This is a genomic window from Pseudomonas cannabina (genome assembly GCF_900100365.1).
Classification (GTDB): Bacteria; Pseudomonadota; Gammaproteobacteria; order Pseudomonadales; family Pseudomonadaceae; genus Aquipseudomonas; species Aquipseudomonas cannabina.
Genome location: NZ_FNKU01000001.1, coordinates 4314056 through 4334083, shown reverse-complemented (window position 1 = coordinate 4334083; position 20028 = coordinate 4314056). Strand labels below are relative to the sequence as shown.

General features: G+C 57.8%; 20 protein-coding genes. 7 read left to right on the top strand and 13 right to left on the bottom strand.

Features of this window, described 5'->3' with window-relative positions:
* Positions 1-8: 8 nt before the first annotated feature.
* From rpoZ to BLT55_RS20505, 3 genes are all read right to left on the bottom strand, one after another.
* On the bottom strand, positions 9-272 hold the full coding sequence (gene rpoZ / locus BLT55_RS20515; protein ID WP_003320174.1) for a DNA-directed RNA polymerase subunit omega: 264 nt from the start codon (positions 270-272) through the stop codon (positions 9-11).
* Positions 273-419: 147 nt separating this feature from the next.
* On the bottom strand, positions 420-1064 hold the full coding sequence (gene gmk, locus BLT55_RS20510; RefSeq protein ID WP_007248295.1) for a guanylate kinase: 645 nt from the start codon (positions 1062-1064) through the stop codon (positions 420-422).
* A 13-nt stretch (positions 1065-1077) separates the two neighbouring features.
* Entirely contained in the window at positions 1078-1941 is an 864-nt protein-coding gene (locus tag BLT55_RS20505; protein WP_054999539.1) for a YicC/YloC family endoribonuclease, read from the bottom strand.
* Between the two features lie 294 nt (positions 1942-2235).
* On the opposite strand from BLT55_RS20505, the gene rph reads away from it, so the two are divergent.
* Positions 2236-2958, top strand: coding sequence for a ribonuclease PH (gene rph / locus BLT55_RS20500; protein WP_003313989.1), 723 nt, complete (start codon positions 2236-2238; stop codon positions 2956-2958).
* Between the two features lie 19 nt (positions 2959-2977).
* Complete coding sequence (locus BLT55_RS20495; RefSeq protein ID WP_007248297.1) at positions 2978-3346, top strand: DUF4870 domain-containing protein; 369 nt, start codon at positions 2978-2980, stop codon at positions 3344-3346.
* 128 nt (positions 3347-3474) lie between these two features.
* On the opposite strand, the gene BLT55_RS20490 is transcribed toward BLT55_RS20495, so the two are convergent.
* Positions 3475-4899, bottom strand: a complete 1425-nt coding sequence (locus BLT55_RS20490) for an IS1182-like element ISPsy6 family transposase (RefSeq protein ID WP_055001182.1) — start codon at positions 4897-4899, stop codon at positions 3475-3477.
* Between the two features lie 131 nt (positions 4900-5030).
* Positions 5031-5810, bottom strand: a complete 780-nt coding sequence (locus BLT55_RS20485; RefSeq protein ID WP_055000705.1) for an exodeoxyribonuclease III — start codon at positions 5808-5810, stop codon at positions 5031-5033.
* Positions 5811-5892: 82 nt separating this feature from the next.
* On the opposite strand from BLT55_RS20485, the gene pyrE reads away from it, so the two are divergent.
* Both pyrE and BLT55_RS20475 read left to right on the top strand, forming a co-directional pair.
* Positions 5893-6534, top strand: coding sequence for an orotate phosphoribosyltransferase (pyrE, locus tag BLT55_RS20480; RefSeq protein WP_005744851.1), 642 nt, complete (start codon positions 5893-5895; stop codon positions 6532-6534).
* A gap of 9 nt (positions 6535-6543) precedes the next feature.
* On the top strand, positions 6544-7176 hold the full coding sequence (locus tag BLT55_RS20475) for a hypothetical protein (RefSeq protein ID WP_055000706.1): 633 nt from the start codon (positions 6544-6546) through the stop codon (positions 7174-7176).
* Positions 7177-7375: 199 nt separating this feature from the next.
* Here the strand turns inward: BLT55_RS20475 and argB are convergent, their stop codons facing one another.
* Genes argB through coaBC form a run of 4 tightly spaced genes read right to left on the bottom strand, consistent with a single transcriptional unit; the run spans position 7376 to position 12608 of the window.
* Entirely contained in the window at positions 7376-8281 is a 906-nt protein-coding gene (gene argB / locus BLT55_RS20470; protein ID WP_007248300.1) for an acetylglutamate kinase, read from the bottom strand.
* Positions 8282-8309: 28 nt separating this feature from the next.
* Complete coding sequence (locus tag BLT55_RS34565; RefSeq protein WP_054999160.1) at positions 8310-10895, bottom strand: phosphomannomutase/phosphoglucomutase; 2586 nt, start codon at positions 10893-10895, stop codon at positions 8310-8312.
* 42 nt (positions 10896-10937) lie between these two features.
* Complete coding sequence (gene dut, locus BLT55_RS20460; RefSeq protein WP_054999161.1) at positions 10938-11393, bottom strand: dUTP diphosphatase; 456 nt, start codon at positions 11391-11393, stop codon at positions 10938-10940.
* 6 nt (positions 11394-11399) lie between these two features.
* Positions 11400-12608: a bifunctional phosphopantothenoylcysteine decarboxylase/phosphopantothenate--cysteine ligase CoaBC gene (coaBC, locus tag BLT55_RS20455; protein WP_054999162.1), complete on the bottom strand. Its 1209-nt coding sequence runs from the start codon at positions 12606-12608 to the stop codon at positions 11400-11402.
* A gap of 132 nt (positions 12609-12740) precedes the next feature.
* On the opposite strand from coaBC, the gene radC reads away from it, so the two are divergent.
* Complete coding sequence (radC, locus tag BLT55_RS20450) at positions 12741-13415, top strand: RadC family protein (protein WP_054999163.1); 675 nt, start codon at positions 12741-12743, stop codon at positions 13413-13415.
* Positions 13416-13606: 191 nt separating this feature from the next.
* Here the strand turns inward: radC and BLT55_RS20445 are convergent, their stop codons facing one another.
* On the bottom strand, positions 13607-15193 hold the full coding sequence (locus BLT55_RS20445) for an ABC transporter substrate-binding protein (protein ID WP_054999164.1): 1587 nt from the start codon (positions 15191-15193) through the stop codon (positions 13607-13609).
* 370 nt (positions 15194-15563) lie between these two features.
* On the opposite strand from BLT55_RS20445, the gene rpmB reads away from it, so the two are divergent.
* Both rpmB and rpmG read left to right on the top strand, forming a co-directional pair.
* Positions 15564-15797: a 50S ribosomal protein L28 gene (rpmB, locus tag BLT55_RS20440; protein ID WP_002551514.1), complete on the top strand. Its 234-nt coding sequence runs from the start codon at positions 15564-15566 to the stop codon at positions 15795-15797.
* A gap of 11 nt (positions 15798-15808) precedes the next feature.
* Complete coding sequence (gene rpmG, locus BLT55_RS20435; RefSeq protein WP_002551515.1) at positions 15809-15964, top strand: 50S ribosomal protein L33; 156 nt, start codon at positions 15809-15811, stop codon at positions 15962-15964.
* A gap of 132 nt (positions 15965-16096) precedes the next feature.
* Here the strand turns inward: rpmG and BLT55_RS20430 are convergent, their stop codons facing one another.
* The 3 genes from BLT55_RS20430 to BLT55_RS20420 all read right to left on the bottom strand — a co-directional run bounded on the left by BLT55_RS20430 (position 16097) and on the right by BLT55_RS20420 (position 19936).
* Positions 16097-17521: an IS1182-like element ISPsy6 family transposase gene (locus tag BLT55_RS20430; RefSeq protein ID WP_055001182.1), complete on the bottom strand. Its 1425-nt coding sequence runs from the start codon at positions 17519-17521 to the stop codon at positions 16097-16099.
* Positions 17522-18274: 753 nt separating this feature from the next.
* Positions 18275-19252: an IS5 family transposase gene (locus BLT55_RS20425; RefSeq protein ID WP_007247761.1), complete on the bottom strand. Its 978-nt coding sequence runs from the start codon at positions 19250-19252 to the stop codon at positions 18275-18277.
* Positions 19253-19291: 39 nt separating this feature from the next.
* Positions 19292-19936: a hypothetical protein gene (locus BLT55_RS20420; RefSeq protein WP_167359963.1), complete on the bottom strand. Its 645-nt coding sequence runs from the start codon at positions 19934-19936 to the stop codon at positions 19292-19294.
* Positions 19937-20028: the final 92 nt, after the last annotated feature.

Sequence of the window (20028 nt, the reverse complement as noted above, 5' to 3'; positions counted from 1 at the left end):
GCATAGGCTTAGACGGCCTCGTTGGACTCGTCCTCGAACGCTGCGAACAATGGCTCATCTTCAACGATTTCGGCTTCTGCAATTACAGAATAATCCATCACGCCAGCAGCGATTTCGCGCAGTGCCATAACGGTAGGCTTGTCATTTTCCCACGCCAGCTTTGGCTCTTTGCCACCGGTTGCCAGTTGACGGGCACGCTTTGTGGAGAGCATGACCAGCTCAAAGCGGTTATCCACGTGTTCTAGGCAGTCTTCAACGGTTACGCGGGCCATGGGTATTCCTCGTAGCAAATGCGGATGCGCGATGCCCGGATGGGCGAGCGGACTCGGTAGTTTACAAGCGGACAAGGTCAGGCATCAAGCGGCAAGCCACAAACGGTAAGGTTTTAAGCTGTAAGCCGATGCCTGAAAACCGCTCGATCAGGCCAGCAGCTCCTGAAAAAGCTCGCTGTACTGTTCCTGCTGATGCTGCTGGGTCAGGCGATTGGCGCGGAAAATGGCCTTGAGGTCTTCCAGCGCGCCAGCGAAATCGTCGTTGACCACAATGTACTCGTATTCGTTGTAATGGCTCATTTCACTGACCGCTTCACGCATACGCGCTTCGATGATCTCGTCGCTGTCCTGACCCCGGTTGGTCAGACGCTGACGCAAGGCCTGCTGGGTCGGCGGCAGAATGAAGATGGACCGTGCCTGCGGCATTTGCGCCCGAACCTGACGCGCGCCTTGCCAGTCGATTTCCAGAATCAGGTCGTGGCCTTCATCCAGCGTCTGCTGCAAATGGCTTTGCGAGGTGCCATACAGATTGCCGAACACTTCGGCCTGCTCGAGAAAATCACCATGTTCGATCATGCGCAGGAACTCGGCACGATCGACGAAGTTGTAGTTCACGCCGTCTACTTCGCCGGGGCGCATGGCGCGTGTGGTGTGCGAGACCGAAACGCGGATCTTTGCCTGCGCGCCGTGCTGGGGCTCTTGCTGAGCGTCCATCAACGCCTTGACCAGACTGGTCTTGCCCGCGCCGGACGGGGCGGAAATGATGTACAGGGTGCCAGTGATATGGGTCATGTCAGGTTTAGCCTTACTCAATATTCTGCACTTGCTCACGCATCTGCTCGATCAACACTTTAAGGTTGACGGCAGCTTGCGTGCTGCGTGGATCAAAGGCCTTGGAGCCCAGTGTGTTCGCTTCGCGGTTAAGCTCCTGCATCAGGAAGTCGAGACGGCGACCCGCCTGACCGCCAGCCTTGAGCACGCGGCGCACTTCGGTAACGTGCGTGCTGAGGCGGTCCAGCTCTTCGGCGACATCGCTCTTCTGCGCCAGCAAAACCATTTCCTGCTCCAGACGCTGCGGATCCAGCTCGGCCTTCATGTCGGCAAAGCGATCCAGCACCTTCTGACGCTGGGCGGCCAGCATGTGCGGGACCAGCGTACGCAAGGTGGCAACTTCCTGGACAATGACCGTCAACCGTTCGTCGAGAAGCCGGGCCAGGTCGGTACCTTCGCGACCACGCCCGGCCTTCAATTCCGCCAGTCCCTCATTGAAAAGCATCAGCGCGTCGGCGTTCAGCGCCTGCGGATCATTGGCGTCGGGCACCAGTACACCGGGCCACGCCAGCACTTCAAGCGGGTTCAGCGCTGCCGGCTGATTGATCAGGCCGGCAACCGATTCTGCCGCCGCGATCAGTTGAGCGGCACGCTCGCGGTTGACTTGCAGCGGCTTGCCGGCGGTTTCTTCGACAAAGCGCAGGGTGCATTCGACCTTGCCACGCGACAGCCCTTGGCGCAGCGCTTCACGGATCGCGCCTTCCAGATCACGAAATGATTCCGGCAGGCGCAGGTGCGGCTCGAGGTAGCGGTGGTTGACCGAGCGCAACTCCCAGCTCAGCGTGCCTTGGGCGCCGGCCCGCTCTACCCGGGCGAAGGCGGTCATACTGTGCACCATGCGAAGTACCTCTTGATTCAGTCCATGAACGCGCCAGGTCGGCGGTCGTGGGTGTCGTGAAAGCCGACTGGCTGCAGAGGCGCAGGATTGTAGCGCAGTGCGACGCCCGCTCCCAATCCGGCAACGTGACAAGAGATACAAAGCGCTGCAAATCGTTATGCACAGGCGTTTCGCGCCGTTTTTCAGAGCCTGCGAATCACACAGGTTTGGCCACGGCGAGTTTTAGAGATGCCCAGCGGCAGCTGTGGCCTCTATAATGACCGACAGTTTTCCGTCTCAGTACAGGTATCCCAGATGAAACGTCCAAGTGGTCGCGCCGCCGATCAGCTCCGCTCGATCCGCATCACTCGCAACTACACCAAACACGCCGAGGGTTCTGTACTGGTCGAGTTTGGTGATACCAAGGTGATCTGCACCGTCAGCGTCGAAAACGGCGTACCACGCTTCCTCAAGGGCCAGGGCCAGGGCTGGTTGACCGCCGAGTACGGCATGTTGCCGCGTGCTACCGGCGAGCGTAACCAGCGTGAAGCCAGCCGTGGCAAGCAGGGCGGCCGCACCCTCGAGATCCAGCGCCTGATCGGTCGTTCGCTGCGCGCTGCACTCGACATGTCCAAATTGGGCGACGTCACCCTGTATGTCGATTGCGATGTCATTCAGGCTGACGGCGGCACTCGCACCGCGTCCATTACCGGCGCGATGGTTGCACTGGCTGACGCGCTGAAGGTGATCAAGAAGCGTGGCGGCCTGAAAGGCGGCGACCCGCTCAAGCAGATGATTGCGGCGGTTTCCGTCGGCATGTATCAAGGTGAACCAGTGCTCGACCTGGACTACCTTGAAGACTCCGCCGCCGAAACTGACCTGAACGTGGTGATGACCAGTGCCGGCGGTTTCATCGAAGTACAGGGCACTGCCGAAGGCGCGCCGTTCCAGCCCGAAGAGCTGAATGCGATGCTGGCACTGGCCCAGAAAGGCATGACCGAATTGTTCGAACTGCAGCGTGCCGCATTGGCCGACTGATACTTTTGGGAGTCTGAAAATGAGTGACAGCTTGCAACCGTTGAGCAAACCGCCGCAAAGCGCTCGTCAGTGGGCGATGTTCTGTCACTTGTCAGCATTTGCCGGGCTGGTGTTCCCGTTCGGCAACCTGCTGGGGCCGCTGATTATCTGGCAGCTGAAGAAAGACTCCGACCCGTTTATCGATGCGCAGGGCAAGGAAGCGCTCAATTTTCAGATCACGGTAGCCATTGCGGCGACCATCAGCATGCTGCTGATCCTGCTGGTGATCGGCTTTGCGTTGTTGACGCTGGTAGGCATTGGCGCGGCAGTGCTGGCGATCATCGCCGGAGTGAAAGCCAACGACGGCGTGGATTATCGCTATCCGTTTACCTGGCGCCTGATCAAATAGCGTTCACAAGCAACACAAAAAGCCGACATTGCAGACTGTGTGAAAACACACTGATGAAGGCCCAAGCAAACGCCCCGACTTGTTCGGGGCGTTTTTTTTGTATTGGCGCAGACGAAAAAAATGTCCGCTCAGCCCATCAAAGCCATCAGATGGCGCACACCGAGCACTTTAATCGCTCGTTTCAGGTTATAGGCATTCACCGCCAAGGCCATTTCAGCTTTTGTACCCTCCAGTTGTCGCAGCAAGAAACGGCCATTACCAAATAGCCATTGCTTGAGGTTGCCGAAGGGGTGCTCAACGATGGATCTTCGGTTGGCCATCATCTCAGGATGCGCCTGCATTCTTTGCTCCATCCGCTCGAAAGCCTCTTCATGGGCATGTCGTGAGACATAACGGCGCCGGGCTCGAGTGCATTGCGTTTTCAGCGCGCAGTTGGCGCAGTCATCGACCTCAGCCTGATAGATCCGATCACCTTTGTTGTGCTGTTTTAGCGTTAACCATTTGCCTGCCGGACACTGGAAACGATCGTGTCCGGTCTCATAGATAAAGTCTTTTCGCTCAAAGAGCTGCTCTTCCTGACTGCCAGGGTTTTTCGAACGATTGGGCGGTACATAGGCCGTAATCGAAGCATCCTCGCAGGCCTGAAACTGCTTGCCATTGGAGTAGCCGGCATCGGCAGTGACCGTCAGATCATCTTGCTGTAACTCTGCTTTGGCGGCCTTGGCCATCGGCTCCAGTTGCTTTCGGTCATCGCCATCTTGGGTGACCTCATGATGCAAAATCAGGCAATGCTCGGCGTCCACGACGGTTTGCACGTTGTAGGCCACACGTGGCCCTTTGGCCGTGCGCATCATTCGGGCATCGCTTTCATGGGTGTTGAACTGCTCGATGCCCATCGAACGCATCAGTGCCTGGCAACTCTGATTATCCTGTTGTCGAGCCTCAAGCTGTGCCAGGGCTACCTTGATTGCGCTGCGATCAATTGAATCTGTGGTTTCAGCCTTGTCGGCCTCATCCAGCTCGGCCAGATACTGAGCGATGCGCTTATCCAGTTTTTCTTCCTGGCGCTTGAGCTGCTTCAAATTCACATGACGCCGTGAGGATGCGACCGCCTGAAACTTGCTGCCGTCGATGGCCACCAACTCACCGGCGATCAAGCCTGCCGTGCGACAAAACCGAACGAAAGCACGGCAGGTCGCGATGAAGGCGGGTTTATTGTTCTTGCGAAAATCGGCGATGGTCTTGAAGTCGGGCTTGAGCCGGTTGATCAGCCACATCACTTCGATGTTGCGCTGACACTCGGCTTCAAGACGTCGCGATGAGCGAATCCGCTGAAAATAGCCGTAGAGGTAGAGTTTTAGCTGATCGGCGGGATCATAAGCAGGGCGCCCCGTGCTTTTTGGAATCGCTTTATCGAAGCCCAGTTGCACCAGATCGAGCCTGGCAACGTACAGGTCAATGACACGAACGAGGTGATCCTCGGGGATCAACTCTTCCAGCGAGACCGGGAATAGGCTGGTCTGGCTGCGGGACTCACCTTGGATGTAGGCCATAACGAAAAATGCTCTGTATCTTTCGATACGGAGCATTTTCTTTGAGCGCTGCGCAGATTGCTAGGTTTTCACACAGTCTGATTGAGTCGGCTTTTTTGTGTGCGCTGCCAGCTGAACTGTCAGCCTGAGTATCAGATAGTCAGGGTCCAATCGTAGTCCACGATCAGCGGCGCATGCTGCGAGAAACGTGGCTGACGTGGCAGGCGAGCACTGCGCACAAAGCGGCGCAGACCCGGTGTCAGGATCTGACAATCGAAGCGCCAGCCCAGATTCAGCATCTCGGCCTGCTCGTTATCCGGCCACCAGCTGTACTGATCGCCTTCGCGACTGACTTCGCGCAGGGCATCGACGTAGCCCATGGTGCCGACAATCTCGTCCATCCAGGCACGCTCGGGCGCCAGGAAACCAGGAGACTGCTGGCTGTCACGCCAGCTCTTGATGTCGAGCTTCTGCTGCGCCACGTAGAGCGACCCGCAATAGATGTACTCGCGACGCTTGCGGCGCTGCTTGTCCATGTATTTGCCGAAATCGTCCATGAGCTTGAATTTCTGATTCAGGTCCTCATCGCCGTTCATCCCTGATGGAAAGAGCAGGGTGGCAATACTGACCTTGTCGAAATCCGCTTGCAGGTAACGCCCGTACCGGTCGGCTGTCTCGAAGCCCAGTCCGCTGATCACCGCCTTTGGCTGCAACCGCGAATAAAGCGCAACGCCACCCTGAGCGGGAACCTCGGCTTCGCAGGCATAAAGGAAGTAGCCATCCAGCTGAAAGGCTGGATCATCCAGTTCAAAGGTGGAGGCGCGGGTGTCCTGTAAGCAGATGACGTCGGCATTCTGAGCTTGCAGCCAACTGAGCAAACCGCGCTCGACTGCCGCCTGAATGCCATTTACGTTCACACTGATGATCCGCATAAATGGCCCCAAAAATCACGTGCGTGTATGATACCCGAGCTCAAACCAATTAGCTAAATCCGTGGTATTCGGGGCTTTTTTCATGCAAGCGTATCAACGCGATTTCATCCGTTTTGCCATCGATCGCGGTGTTCTGCGCTTCGGTGAGTTCACCCTCAAGTCCGGTCGCACCAGCCCGTACTTCTTCAATGCCGGGTTGTTCAATACCGGTTCGGCGCTGGCGCAGCTGGGGCGTTTCTATGCGGCGGCAGTCGTCGAGAGCGGTATTGCCTTCGACGTGCTGTTCGGCCCGGCCTATAAAGGCATTCCGCTGGCGTCCGCGACCGCCGTGGCGCTGGCCGAACATCATGACCGTGACCTGCCGTGGTGTTTCAACCGCAAGGAAGCCAAGGCGCACGGCGAGGGTGGCAGCCTGGTCGGCTCTCCGCTGGCGGGCAATGTGCTGATCATCGACGATGTCATCACTGCCGGTACCGCAATCCGCGAAGTCATGCAGATCATCAAGGATCAGAACGCGACGGCGGCTGGCGTGCTGATCGCCCTCAATCGTCAGGAGCGTGGTAACGGCGAGCTGTCGGCAATCCAAGAGGTCGAGCGCGACTTCGGCATTCCGGTGGTGAGCATCGTGTCACTGAATCAAGTGCTCGAGTTCCTCGCTGACGATCCGCAGCTCAAGCAGCATCTGCCTGCTGTCGAGGCTTATCGCGCGCAATACGGGATCTGAGGCAGACCTATGGCAGTCGTCGGCACAAGGCAGGGTTGGGTTTGCGGTGCGCTGAGCGTTGCAGGGCTCTGGCTTTCTCTGGGCATGCTTGCATCCTTGGCCGCCCAGGCCGCCGACGCGCCCGAGGCTCGCCTTTACCGCTATGTCGACGGTCGCGGTGTGACAGTGATCGATACGCAAGGCGTACCACCTGACTACATCGCCAAAGGGTATGAAGTGCTCAATGGCCGTGGCCGGGTGATACAGGTGGTGCCGCCCGCACCGACTGCCGAGGAGATTCGCCAGGCCGAAGCCGACAAGCGCCAGGCCGCCGCCGATGCACAGCTGTTAAGCCTGTACAGCAGCGTAGGGGAGGTAGACCGCGTCAAAGCCCGCAAGCTCGCCGAACTGGATGCGCTGGTCGGCGTTGCCCAAGGCAACATTCAGGGGCTTGCTGCGCAACAGCGCAACCTGCAAGGCCAGGCCGCCGACCTGGAGCGCGCAGGGCGCCCGGTTCCGCAAACGCTCGTCGATCAACTGACCGACCTGCGTGATCAACAGCAGAAGCTGCAAACCGATATCGCCGGGTATCAGGCTGCGCGAGTAAAAGCCGAAGCCGGTTTTGCCGAAGATCGCGCGCGCGTGCAGCGGCTGACGCAGTAGGTTACGCCTTCAAGACCGGACGCGGAGCGTCCGGAACGGCATGCCGACGCGGAGCGTCGCACGATAGTTGAGATAGGAATGCCTTGGGTGACGCTCCGCGTCACAAATCTGCGTCGCGCGGCGGACTGAAGCCAGCCAGCAATCACCCGCAAAAAAGCCCCGTCAGCGTCAGCTCACGGGGCTTTGGGTGCTGCCTGAATCAATGCCGCTTGCGATTGGTGATCTGGGTGCCGACACCGCTGTCGGTGAAGATCTCCAGCAAGACCGCATTGGGCACTCGACCGTCGATGATGTGCGAGCTGTTGACCCCGCCCTGAACCGCTTCCAGCGCGCAACGAATCTTGGGCAGCATGCCGCCGTAGATGGTGCCGTCGGCGATCAGGCCATCGACCTGCTCGGTGGTCAGACCGGTCAATACTTCGCCCTGCTTGTTCATCAATCCGGCGATGTTGGTCAGCAGGATCAGCTTCTCGGCCTTGAGGGCCTCGGCAACCTTGCCCGCCACCAGATCGGCGTTGATGTTGTAGGACTCGCCCTCCGGGCCCACGCCAATAGGTGCGATGACCGGTATGAAATCGCCCTTGACCAGCATATTCAACAGGCCGGTATTGACGCCAACCACTTCGCCCACCTGACCGATGTCGATGATTTCAGGCTTGGTCATCTCCGGCGTCTGGCGCGTGACGGTGAGCTTTCTCGCACGAATCAGCTCAGCGTCTTTGCCGGTCAGACCGATAGCGCTGCCGCCATGGCGGTTGATCAGGTTGACGATGTCCTTGTTGACCTGGCCGCCCAGCACCATCTCCACCACATCCATGGTCTGCGCGTCAGTGACCCGCATGCCATCGATGAAATGACTCTCGATGGACAGACGCTTGAGCAGATCACCGATCTGCGGCCCGCCGCCATGCACCACCACCGGGTTGATGCCAACCGCTTTCATCAACACGATGTCGCGCGCAAAGCCGGTTTTCAGCTCTTCGCTCTCCATGGCGTTGCCGCCGTACTTGATCACCAGCGTCTTGCCGACAAAACGGCGAATGTACGGCAACGCTTCGGAAAGGACCTTGGCTACATTAGAGGCGGCATCACGTTCGAGGGTCATTCAGGGCTCCAGTCAAAAGGAAAAGCAATCAAAATGGCAGGTCGAGATCCGGGGCAACTTTCTTCAGCTCGGCGTGGAATACATCCTTGATACGCTGCAGTTCGGCTTCGGTTTCAGCTTCGAAACGCAACACCAGGACCGGTGTTGTGTTGGAGGCGCGAACCAGACCCCAGCCCTTCGGATAGTCCACACGAACACCGTCGATGGTGGTCAGCTTGGCGTCGCCCCACTGTGCATCTTTCTCAAGGGCTTCGATGATGCTGAACTTGGTGACATCCGTCACCTTGATGTTGATTTCCGGAGTCGAAATATCGTTCGGGAAGGTTTCGAACAGGTCTTCGGCGTTCGCTGACTCCTGGCTGAGGATCTCCAGCAGGCGCGCGGCGCTGTAGATGCCGTCGTCAAAACCGAACCAGCGCTCCTTGAAGAAAATGTGGCCGCTCATTTCACCGGCCAGCAGCGCACCGCTTTTCTTCATTTCTTTCTTGATCAGCGAGTGACCGGTTTTCCACATCACCGGGCGACCGCCGTGCTCGCTGATCAGCGGCGACAGGCGACGGGTGCATTTGACGTCAAAAATGATGTCGGCGCCAGGATTGCGCTTGAGTACATCCAGTGCGAACAGCATCAACAAGCGGTCCGGATAAACCACATTACCAGCGTTGGTCACGACACCGACGCGGTCGCCGTCACCGTCGAACGCCAGGCCCAGATCAGCCCCGGTTTCCTTGACCTTGGCAATCAGGTCTTGCAGGTTTTCCAGCTTGCCCGGGTCCGGATGGTGGTTCGGGAAGTTGCCGTCTACTTCTGCGAACAGGGAAATCACTTCGCAACCCAGCGCTTCGATCAGCTGCGGGGCAATCACACCTGCTGCGCCGTTGCCGCAATCGACCACGACCTTGAGCTTGCGCGCCATGACGATGTCGTCCTTGATCTGCTTGAAGTAGCGATCAAGGATATCGACTTTGGTGATGCTGCCTTTCTGCGAAGTCAGGTTATTGGTCTTGATGCGCTCGTGCAGCGCCTGGATCTGTTCGTTGGCGAGGGTATCGCCGGCGATGACGATCTTGAAACCGTTGTAGTCTTTCGGGTTGTGGCTGCCGGTCAGCATCACGCCGGTCTTGCCCGCCAGCACGTTGGCGGCGTAATACAGGGCAGGCGTCGGCACCAGACCGACGTCGCTGACATGGCAACCACTGTCGTGCAGACCTTGAATCAGTTGCTGTACCAATTCCGGGCCGGACAGGCGGCCATCGCGGCCAACGCTGACGTTAGGCTCGTTCTGCGCCAGGCTTTCGGAGCCGATCGCACGACCGATCCAATAGGCCGTTTCGGCATTGAGCGTATCCCCTACGACACCACGGATGTCGTAAGCGCGAAAAATAGTCTCGGGAAGTTGGGGTGCCACGGAAGCTGGGCTATTCATAACGAGGGGATGCTCCGATCTCAGGAAGTCCTGGTTTTCGTCGAGAAGGTCGATATCTAGAATATCGGTATCTTGGAACAGCGGATCGGTCCAGTCGGTGCGCGATGCAGCGACTGCAGGCGAAGCACTGCTTTCGGTAATATCTGCGCCGTGCCGTTCGCCCACAGCCAAGACGGCAACTGCCTGCGGCTGGATACGTAGCGAAACACGAGCAAGGGCCTGAGCCAGACCACTGAGTGCTGGCAGGCTCAAACCGAAGGGTTTGACGGCTTTTCCGCGCGAGAGTTCTTGAAGCAGCTGATCCAGCTGTCGCGCGTCGGCACAAATTCGCCGCTGCAAGGCCCGCTCATGGAGATGAAGACCATGCAATACGCCCGCTGCAGCGATGAGAAACGCCAGCAACAGGAGCAGGACGGGCGGTGAATTTTCCAGTGCCGGACCGGACGTAAATTCGAGTTTCCAGCCGGCATAGCCTGTATCGAAGCTCTGCCGCTCGCTATCGCCGGCCTGGCCGCGCTGCAGAAAGACCTGAGCAGGCGCATTGCCAAACTGCTGACTGAGGATAATCTGCCCGGCTTCGGCGGGAAGCGCAGGCACGGCACCGAGCAGGCGCTGCATGTCGAATGCCAGCAACAACGTGCCCAAGACCGGCTGAGTTGCGCCCGCACGCACCGGCGAGACACTGTAGATCAACCAGCGCTCGCCGACCTTGCGGGCCTCGGGGGCAACGATTTCGCCTTGCGCGGCCTTGTTCAGCATATCCAGCGTCGCAAAACTGACCGGCAGCGCACCTTGCTGATCGACGTCGGCCAGCCCCTTGGGGAACAGCCGAGCACCCGCCAGACCGCCCCATTGAGTAAGCCCCGCCTGTGCAGCCGCCAATGCCGTCGCAGTGTTTTCCTGCAACGCCTGAACCAGTGCTGCGCCAGCGGCGGCAGCCTGGGTGTCGGCGTTGATCTGCCGCAGCGCCACACTGACTGCGGCCGCCTGACTGCCGCCCCAGGCGTGCGCAAGCTGGCTCTGCTGCTGCGGGCCGGTCATCAGCGCGACCCAGACTATGGCCGCTGCGATGATCAGGCCGATAGCCGCAGGCACAAGGCCCGGAGCCAGAGCATGAAGGGTCGCGGCCGGAGGTGAGTGCTCGGCCGGTGTGGCTTGTTTCGAAGCGCTATGCTGACTGCCTTTCACCGACCTCTCCCTGAGGCTGACCCCGAAAGGATCAATTGACGATCAATGACTTCCGGAATGACCGAAGCCGCCTGCGCCGCGCTGGCTTTCGTCGAAGGCCTCAACCAGTTCGAAGTGCGCCTGCACCACCGGCACCAGCACCAACTGGGCCATTCGTTCGCCGACGGCAATCTTGAAGGCGGTCTGGCCACGGTTCCAGCAGGACACCATCAATTCGCCCTGATAATCCGAGTCGATCAGGCCAACCAGGTTGCCCAGCACGATACCGTGTTTGTGACCCAGGCCGGAGCGCGGCAGGATCAGGGCGGCAAGGCCCGGATCGCCGATGTAGATCGACAGGCCGGTAGGGATCAGCAGGGTCTGACCCGGTTCGAGAACGGTATCTTCCTTGAGCATGGCGCGCAGGTCGAGGCCGGCTGACCCGACAGTGGCGTAGGCCGGGAGCGGAAATTCGTTGCCAATGCGGGGGTCGAGGATCTTGGCTTGTAGAGCGTGCATTCGTAATTAAACCTGAGTCATGCGGTCGGCGATAAAAGTGATCAGCTGGCGAGCAATCTTGGCCTTGCTGGTCTGGGCAAAAAGCGTTGCGTGCAACGCCCGGTCGATCACGCTGCAAGCGTTCTCTTCGCTATTGAAGCCGATGCTGGGGTTGGCCACATCATTGGCGACGATCAGGTCGAGGTTCTTGTCCTTGAGCTTGCGTGCGGCATAGTCGAGCAGGTGTTCGGTCTCGGCAGCGAAACCGACGCTGAACGGGCGATCGGGGCGGGTGGCGATGGTGGCCAGAATATCCGGGTTACGGACCATCTGCAGCAGCAAGCCATCACCGCTTGCAGGATCTTTCTTCAATTTGTGCGGGGCGACAACTTCCGGACGGTAGTCGGCCACCGCTGCCGATGCGATGAACAGGTCGCACGGGATCGCCGCCTCACAGGCCGCCAACATGTCGCGAGCGCTGACTACGTCGATGCGTGAGACGCGATCCGGCGTCGGCAGGTTGACCGGCCCGGTGATCAGCGTGACGCGGGCACCGGCTTCGACCGCTGCCTCGGCCAGGGCAAATCCCATTTTGCCGGAGCTGTGGTTAGTGATGTAGCGCACCGGGTCGATGTTTTCCTGAGTCGGGCCTGCGGTGATCAGGACATGCTTGCCGGTCAGGCTATGACGCTGGAAGCAATCAGCGGCGCACTGGGCCAGATCGTTGGCTTCCAGCATGCGCCCGAAGCCGACATCGCCACAGGCCTGACTGCCGGAGGCCGGGCCGAACACCCGGAAGTCGCGCTCTTCGAGCAGACGGGTATTGGCCTGCACGGACGCATCGCGCCACATCGCCTGATTCATCGCCGGGGCGATGGCGACGGTCGCGTCGGTGGCCAGCACAATGGTGGTCAGCAGGTCATTGGCGACACCTTGAGCAAGGCGTGCGATCAGGTCAGCGGTGGCCGGAGCGATCAGGATCAGATCGGCCCATTTGGCAAGTTCGATATGCCCCATCGCAGCTTCGGCGGCCGGGTCGAGAAGGTCCAGATGCACCGGATGCCCGGACAGCGCCTGCATGGCCAGCGGCGTGATGAACTCCGCGCCGCCTTTGGTCATCACCACACGCACTTCCGCGCCCTGATCGCGCAAACGACGGACCAGTTCGGCGCTCTTGTAGGCCGCGATGCCGCCGCCGACGCCCAGAACGATGCGTTTTCGATACAGCCGCTGCATAGACCTGCCTTTTTGATCGAGTGAATTACGCGACTTGACGCCTCCCCAGGCCAGATCGTCGCGCAAAAAAGATGGGCTAAGATAGCACAGCGACCGCAGCGGGACAGCGGTGCCCAATCACATGGAGGTGCTATGAGTATTCGCAGTTGGCCCGCGGCAGAACGCCCGCGGGAACGCTTGTTGGAGCTGGGGGCAAAGGGGCTTTCCGACGCCGAGTTGCTGGCTATTTTTTTACGTACCGGGGTGGCCGGAAAAAGCGCTGTCGACCTCGCGCGTCATCTTCTGAATCAATTCGGCGGGCTCAGGCCATTACTGGACGCAGACCTGTCTGCGTTTACCTCTCAGTTGGGTCTGGGGCCTGCAAAGTTTGCTCAGTTACAAGCGGTAATGGAAATGGCCCGTCGGCACATGGCCGAGTCCTTGCGCAGGGATTCAGCGATGGAAAATCCGGCTCAGGTGCGCAGCTACCTCAAGGCGCTGCTTCGGCACGAACCCCACGAGGTGTTCGGCTGCCTTTTTCTGGACTCCAAGCACCGGGCCATAACCTTCGAAATACTGTTTCACGGGACGATCAATGCCGCCTATGTGCACCCGCGCCAGGTGGTAAAACGCGCCATGGCGCACAATGCCGCCAGCCTGATTCTCTGCCACAACCATCCTTCGGGCATCACCACGCCCAGCCGCTCGGACATCGACCTGACCAAGCGCCTCAAGGAGGCGCTGCTGCTCGTCGACGTGCAGGTGCTGGACCACGTGATCATCGGCGACGGCGAGCCGCTGTCGATGGTGGAGAAGGGCTTGATGTAGGGCCTTAATTGCCGACGAGTGCGGGAAGGAGGGCTCGGGCGGCGAACACTGCATTTTCGGCGATTGTACGGGCCTCTTCGCGGACAAGTCCGCTCCCACAAGAGCTCACGGCAACCTTGTGGGAGCGGACCGGGCGACGCTTCGCTTGTCCGCGAAGAGGCGCGCGCATCATAAAGATGCAAGCCCGCGACTTACTTCACCTGCACCTTGTAAAAATCCTGCCGCCCGAACGGGCTGACCTGATACCCCGTCACGTCCTTGCGGACCAACGCTGCAGCGGTCGGATGGGCGAGGGGAATCCACAGTGCCTGCTGCTGAATCTGCTGCTGGGCCTGTTGATAAAGCTTGCTGCGCGCAGCCTGATCGCTGGTGGACTTGCCATCGGTGATCAGCGTGTCCAGCGTCTTGTCGCAATAGCGGGCGAAGTTGGTGCCCGATTGCACGGCCGCGCAGGAGAACTGCGGGGTCAGGAAGTTATCCGGATCACCGTTGTCGCCCGCCCAGCCCATGAACAACAGATCATGCTCACCGGCCTTGGCGCGCCGAATCAGCTCGCCCCATTCGATCACCTTGATCTCGGCGTTGATACCGATCTGTTTCAGGTCAGCCTGCAACAACTGGGCACCCAGGGCCGGGTTCGGATTCAGCAGGCTGCCGGAAGGCCGCGTCCAGAGAGTGGTCTTGAAACCATCTTTGACGCCTGCCTTGGCCAGCAATGCTTTGGCCTTGGCAACATCATGTTTATACCCCGGAAGGTCGTTGGCATAGCTCCAGGTTTTCGGCGGATAAATACCGTTGGCCGCTACAGCGGTGCCTTCAAAGACCGCTTTCAGGTAATTGTCCTTGTCGAAAGCAAGGTTGAGCGCCTGGCGCACTTCCGGCTTGTCGAACGGCGGATGCTGACTGTTGATCGCAACAAACGCGGTCATGAACGCTTCGGTTTTCTCGACTTTGAGCGAGTTGTCCTTGCTGGCCGCCTGAATATCCAGTGGTTTGGGGGAAAGGGCGATCTGGCATTCGTTCTGGCGGATCTTCTGCAAACGCACATTGGCGTCTGGCGTAATGGCATACACCAGCGTGTCGACATCAGACTTGCCAGCAAAGTAGTCCTTGAACGCTTCGTAGCGCACCACTGCATCTTTCTGGAAAGGCTTGAACACAAACGGCCCGGTGCCGATGGGCTGGCTGTTGAGCTTTTCCGGGGTGCCCGCTTTCAGCAATTGCGCGGTGTATTCAGCCGAGTAGATCGAGGCAAACCCCATGCTCAGCGTCGCAAGAAAGGTCGAGTCGGCGCGATTGAGCGTAAAACGCACGGAGTGCGGGTCAGGCGCTTCAATATGCTTGATCAGCGCAGGCAACTGCATGGACTGCGCGTGCGGAAAACCGCTTTGGGCGACTTTGTGCCACGGGTTCTGCGGGTCGAGCATGCGCTGGAAGCTGAACAGCACATCGTCTGCCGTCAGTTCGCGAGTCGGTGTGAAGTAGTCCGTGGTATGGAATTTCACCCCGGCGCGCAATTTGAAATCGTACGTCAGGCCGTCGGCCGACACGGTCCAGCTTTGCGCCAGGCTCGGCACCAGCTTGCCGCTTTCGGCATCGAAGTCCACGAGACGATTCATCAAGACGTCTGCCGACGCGTTGGTGGTGGTCAGCGAGTTGTACTGCACAACGTCGAAACCTTCAGGGCTGGCTTCGGTGCAGACCGCGAGGCTGGTGGCCTGGGCTGCAATCGGAAGCAACAGCGGAACCAGCAAAAAAGGGAGTGCAGCTAGACGCATGGCGGTATTTCCTGTTCAGATCAGAAAGGGGCCCATCTGCCGGTGCAGTCTGGTGAGGGACTTACCCTAGACTATGTGCTGACGCAGAACAATCTTCATGGCGCGACGAGCGGTCGGCTTGCCAGCGCGCCCGCCAATGCTTGAGCACACAGCAATGCGAGGGCTGCTCCGCTGCACTAAAGTGCTTTGCCTGTTGTTGCACCTTGGGGTTTCTGGTATAAAGCAGCGCTCTTTTCTAGGGGCCCGGTTCCTTCACTGTAGGTGTAGCCGGTAAGACCCTTAAAGAAACGCGGCGCCTGGCGCCAAATGACTGAGAGATTAAGCGGCCAACCCATGCCGGGTTGGGCATGTGGTTTTAGAGGGCTGAGGCATGTCGAGAGTATGTCAAGTTACCGGTAAGGGTCCGGTGACTGGGAATAACATTTCCCACGCAAACAACAAAACCCGTCGTCGTTTCCTGCCAAACCTGCAGCATCACCGCTTCTGGGTTGAAGGCGAGAAGCGTTTTGTTCGTCTGCGCGTATCTGCTAAAGGCATGCGTATCATCGACAAGCGTGGCATTGAAGTTGTGCTCGCTGAACTGCGTCGCGACGGCAAAATTTAAGGGAGAGAATCATGCGTGAATTGATCCGTTTGGTGTCGAGCGCTGGTACAGGCCATTTCTACACCACCGACAAGAACAAACGTACTACCCCGGATAAAATCGAAATCAAAAAATTCGATCCGGTTGTACGCAAGCACGTGATCTACAAAGAAGGCAAAATCAAGTAATTGATTCTGTCGGCTGCAAAAAAACCCACCTTCTCAGACTGTGTGAAAACACACTGATGAAGGCCCAAGCAAACGCCCCGACTTGTTCGGGGCGTTTTTTTTGTATTGGCAGCAGACGAAAAAAATGTCCGCTCAGCCCATCAAAGCCATCAGATGGCGCACACCGAGCACTTTAATCGCTCGTTTCAGGTTATAGGCATTCACCGCCAAGGCCATTTCAGCTTTTGTACCCTCCAGTTGTCGCAGCAAGAAACGGCCATTACCAAATAGCCATTGCTTGAGGTTGCCGAAGGGGTGCTCAACGATGGATCTTCGGTTGGCCATCATCTCAGGATGCGCCTGCATTCTTTGCTCCATCCGCTCGAAAGCCTCTTCATGGGCATGTCGTGAGACATAACGGCGCCGGGCTCGAGTGCATTGCGTTTTCAGCGCGCAGTTGGCGCAGTCATCGACCTCAGCCTGATAGATCCGATCACCTTTGTTGTGCTGTTTTAGCGTTAACCATTTGCCTGCCGGACACTGGAAACGATCGTGTCCGGTCTCATAGATAAAGTCTTTTCGCTCAAAGAGCTGCTCTTCCTGACTGCCAGGGTTTTTCGAACGATTGGGCGGTACATAGGCCGTAATCGAAGCATCCTCGCAGGCCTGAAACTGCTTGCCATTGGAGTAGCCGGCATCGGCAGTGACCGTCAGATCATCTTGCTGTAACTCTGCTTTGGCGGCCTTGGCCATCGGCTCCAGTTGCTTTCGGTCATCGCCATCTTGGGTGACCTCATGATGCAAAATCAGGCAATGCTCGGCGTCCACGACGGTTTGCACGTTGTAGGCCACACGTGGCCCTTTGGCCGTGCGCATCATTCGGGCATCGCTTTCATGGGTGTTGAACTGCTCGATGCCCATCGAACGCATCAGTGCCTGGCAACTCTGATTATCCTGTTGTCGAGCCTCAAGCTGTGCCAGGGCTACCTTGATTGCGCTGCGATCAATTGAATCTGTGGTTTCAGCCTTGTCGGCCTCATCCAGCTCGGCCAGATACTGAGCGATGCGCTTATCCAGTTTTTCTTCCTGGCGCTTGAGCTGCTTCAAATTCACATGACGCCGTGAGGATGCGACCGCCTGAAACTTGCTGCCGTCGATGGCCACCAACTCACCGGCGATCAAGCCTGCCGTGCGACAAAACCGAACGAAAGCACGGCAGGTCGCGATGAAGGCGGGTTTATTGTTCTTGCGAAAATCGGCGATGGTCTTGAAGTCGGGCTTGAGCCGGTTGATCAGCCACATCACTTCGATGTTGCGCTGACACTCGGCTTCAAGACGTCGCGATGAGCGAATCCGCTGAAAATAGCCGTAGAGGTAGAGTTTTAGCTGATCGGCGGGATCATAAGCAGGGCGCCCCGTGCTTTTTGGAATCGCTTTATCGAAGCCCAGTTGCACCAGATCGAGCCTGGCAACGTACAGGTCAATGACACGAACGAGGTGATCCTCGGGGATCAACTCTTCCAGCGAGACCGGGAATAGGCTGGTCTGGCTGCGGGACTCACCTTGGATGTAGGCCATAACGAAAAATGCTCTGTATCTTTCGATACGGAGCATTTTCTTTGAGCGCTGCGCAGATTGCTAGGTTTTCACACAGTCTGAGCAGGGCCCTTTTTTGTAAGTGCACTTTAAAGGGCGTAAACGTTCTCGGCGTTGTGCCGTAGCCTTCTGGCAATTGTTTATAGGATGTCTGCTCCTTTACATCAGCAGTAGCAGTCTGTTGTTGGCCAAGCTTGCCCCTGGTGACAGGCAGCAGAACTCCCGTAAATACAAGCAGATACGCACGAGCGCAGTTACGAGAATACCTGAGTCTGTCGACTCGTCAGATAAGGTCTCGCGCGCAAGCCCTAAGCTATTCAACTACATTCTGGACCAAATCTAGCCTATCGAATCTGACCTAAGGTCGAGAGCCGTGCGCATAGCTCCTTGTTGCCTCGCATAGAATACTGTACAAATGAACAGTTACTCATCAGTTTACGCGTCGCTCAGAGAACCTAGAAGCTTTGCACCTTTGAATGTCCAAGACGGTGGAAGAGGAAATGATGACAGCAAAAGGCCATGCCCTGTGATACGTTTGATCTCCACGCTTGGCAGGGACGTCTGAGCTACATGCGAATATTCCCTCCTAGGGAGACGCTGAACAATTAACCCGTTCGCACCGTCCCCATTTCCAAGCCGGTTTTTTTCAACCTGCCGGCCTTATTTTACGTTTCTCGAGCAGATTTCTGCCCTCATTTTGCTGAAAGGCGGGCCAGTCCCGCCTTTCAGACGGATTTATCCTGCCGTCTGTTGTAAATACCGCTTGGCCAGCATCAGATTGGCCAACCCAAACAAACTGAACAACTGCGCTGTATTCTTTTCCAGCCCACGGTAGCGAACCTTGCGATGATTGAAGCGCACCTTGATTACCTGGAAGGGGTGCTCGACCTTGGCACGCAGTTGCGCCTTGGCATATTCAATTTTGCGCTTGACCCGATACAGCACGCTGCCTTCGCCGTGCTGCTTGTAACTGCTTGGCCGTTCTGCAATCGACCAGATAACGTCCCGTTCAGCATGCTCCGGTCGCTTGGCCGCACCGGTGTATCCAGCGTCACCCGAAACATAGGTTTCGTCACCGTGAAGCAACTGGCCAACCTGGGTGACATCCGCCACGTTAGCGGCCGTCCCTACTACGCTGTGCACCAGCCCCGACGTGGCGTCTACACCAATGTGGGCCTTCATCCCAAAGTGCCATTGATTGCCTTTCCTGGCCTGATGCATCTCAGGATCACGCTTGCCTTCTCGGTTCTTGACCGAGGGCGGCGCGGCGATCAGAGTAGCGTCGACGATAGTGCCTTCCTTGAGCAACAGCCCCCGGCTGGCCAGATGCTGGTTAATCGTTTCAAACAGCAGCCGGGTTAGCTGATGGACTTCCAGCAAGCGGCGAAAACGCAGCAAGGTGGTGGCATCCGGTGCAGACTCGCGACCCAGGTCGATACCCATAAAACCGCGGATGGCCTGGCTGTCGTAGACGGCATCTTCGCAACCTTCATCGGAGAAACCGAAACACTGCTGCACGACGTACATGCGCAACATGCGCGACACCCCTATCGCAGGGCGTCCGCGCTTGCCTGCGGTGTTGCTATAAAACGGCGCCACTTGCGCCTCCAGCAGGGCCCAGGGCACCAACTGTTCAAGGTCAGCCAGGAAGCGATCTCGGCGAGTCTGCTTTTTCTTGCCGGTATATTCGAGTTCGGAGAAGGTCTTCTGCACGCGCGTAACGCTCACGGAGAGGGAGGCTGTTGAAGGAACTTAGTGTGCCAAGGGTGGGGACAGTTGGCTATTTTTGCAGCGCCTCCCTAAGAAGCTAGAATAGAAATATTTCGCAGCTTGACGATCGTCATCGGATTTGATGTTGCTGTCAAATACATGCGCATGCAGGTCATCCACAACACCGTTGGTTCTGGCAACTGTCTCATAAAAAATACCGATCTTATAAAGTTTAGATTGCGGTGTGAGAATCAGATTTTCAAGGTAAGCGAGAGTAATCTTGCCGTCCTCTTCAGTTTCGGTGAAACCAGCCTGCTGTTCGGCCTTGATGATAATTAAGCACCGTTTGTTGTCCGTGTCCGTCGTCCCAGAGATAATCACCAATGTACCGCCCGGCCAGCGTTTACTAGTGTGGATGGAAGTATGGTGGTGGGCAATCGCAGCCGAGGTGGTAATAAATCCCCGGTCGGAAACTTGAACTAATTGTTTGGAGTATTCGTAGCAACTCGCGGCCGTCTTATTGGAGACATCCATTGCCAACGACCCTGATCCTGTCCCGAGAACCTTGCTGACCCGCTCCTGAAGCATTTGCTTACCTGCTTGATTCAGTGTGGTCAATTCAAGACTGATAGTTGCTGGAGTTGCGCCATGGTCATTAGGGAAGGTCTGAAAAAGCCTTTTCTTCAAAAGTCGAAGCCAGTAAATACAGGCGCTCCAGCCCGGTTCCTCTCCAAAAAAATGGGCTTTTTCAGAGGATACCTAGAGGGTGTAGACAAAAT

What these genes read in the sequence shown, in the direction of transcription:
- rpoZ (WP_003320174.1), bottom strand. Translation starts at nt 272, where the DNA reads ATGGCCCGCGTAACCGTTGAAGACTGCCTAGAACACGTGGATAACCGC.
- gmk (WP_007248295.1), bottom strand. Translation starts at nt 1,064, where the DNA reads ATGACCCATATCACTGGCACCCTGTACATCATTTCCGCCCCGTCCGGC.
- BLT55_RS20505 (WP_054999539.1), bottom strand. Translation starts at nt 1,941, where the DNA reads ATGGTGCACAGTATGACCGCCTTCGCCCGGGTAGAGCGGGCCGGCGCC.
- rph (WP_003313989.1), top strand. Translation starts at nt 2,236, where the DNA reads ATGAAACGTCCAAGTGGTCGCGCCGCCGATCAGCTCCGCTCGATCCGC.
- BLT55_RS20495 (WP_007248297.1), top strand. Translation starts at nt 2,978, where the DNA reads ATGAGTGACAGCTTGCAACCGTTGAGCAAACCGCCGCAAAGCGCTCGT.
- BLT55_RS20490 (WP_055001182.1), bottom strand. Translation starts at nt 4,899, where the DNA reads ATGGCCTACATCCAAGGTGAGTCCCGCAGCCAGACCAGCCTATTCCCG.
- BLT55_RS20485 (WP_055000705.1), bottom strand. Translation starts at nt 5,810, where the DNA reads ATGCGGATCATCAGTGTGAACGTAAATGGCATTCAGGCGGCAGTCGAG.
- pyrE (WP_005744851.1), top strand. Translation starts at nt 5,893, where the DNA reads ATGCAAGCGTATCAACGCGATTTCATCCGTTTTGCCATCGATCGCGGT.
- BLT55_RS20475 (WP_055000706.1), top strand. Translation starts at nt 6,544, where the DNA reads ATGGCAGTCGTCGGCACAAGGCAGGGTTGGGTTTGCGGTGCGCTGAGC.
- argB (WP_007248300.1), bottom strand. Translation starts at nt 8,281, where the DNA reads ATGACCCTCGAACGTGATGCCGCCTCTAATGTAGCCAAGGTCCTTTCC.
- dut (WP_054999161.1), bottom strand. Translation starts at nt 11,393, where the DNA reads ATGCACGCTCTACAAGCCAAGATCCTCGACCCCCGCATTGGCAACGAA.
- coaBC (WP_054999162.1), bottom strand. Translation starts at nt 12,608, where the DNA reads ATGCAGCGGCTGTATCGAAAACGCATCGTTCTGGGCGTCGGCGGCGGC.
- radC (WP_054999163.1), top strand. Translation starts at nt 12,741, where the DNA reads ATGAGTATTCGCAGTTGGCCCGCGGCAGAACGCCCGCGGGAACGCTTG.
- BLT55_RS20445 (WP_054999164.1), bottom strand. Translation starts at nt 15,193, where the DNA reads ATGCGTCTAGCTGCACTCCCTTTTTTGCTGGTTCCGCTGTTGCTTCCG.
- rpmB (WP_002551514.1), top strand. Translation starts at nt 15,564, where the DNA reads ATGTCGAGAGTATGTCAAGTTACCGGTAAGGGTCCGGTGACTGGGAAT.
- rpmG (WP_002551515.1), top strand. Translation starts at nt 15,809, where the DNA reads ATGCGTGAATTGATCCGTTTGGTGTCGAGCGCTGGTACAGGCCATTTC.
- BLT55_RS20430 (WP_055001182.1), bottom strand. Translation starts at nt 17,521, where the DNA reads ATGGCCTACATCCAAGGTGAGTCCCGCAGCCAGACCAGCCTATTCCCG.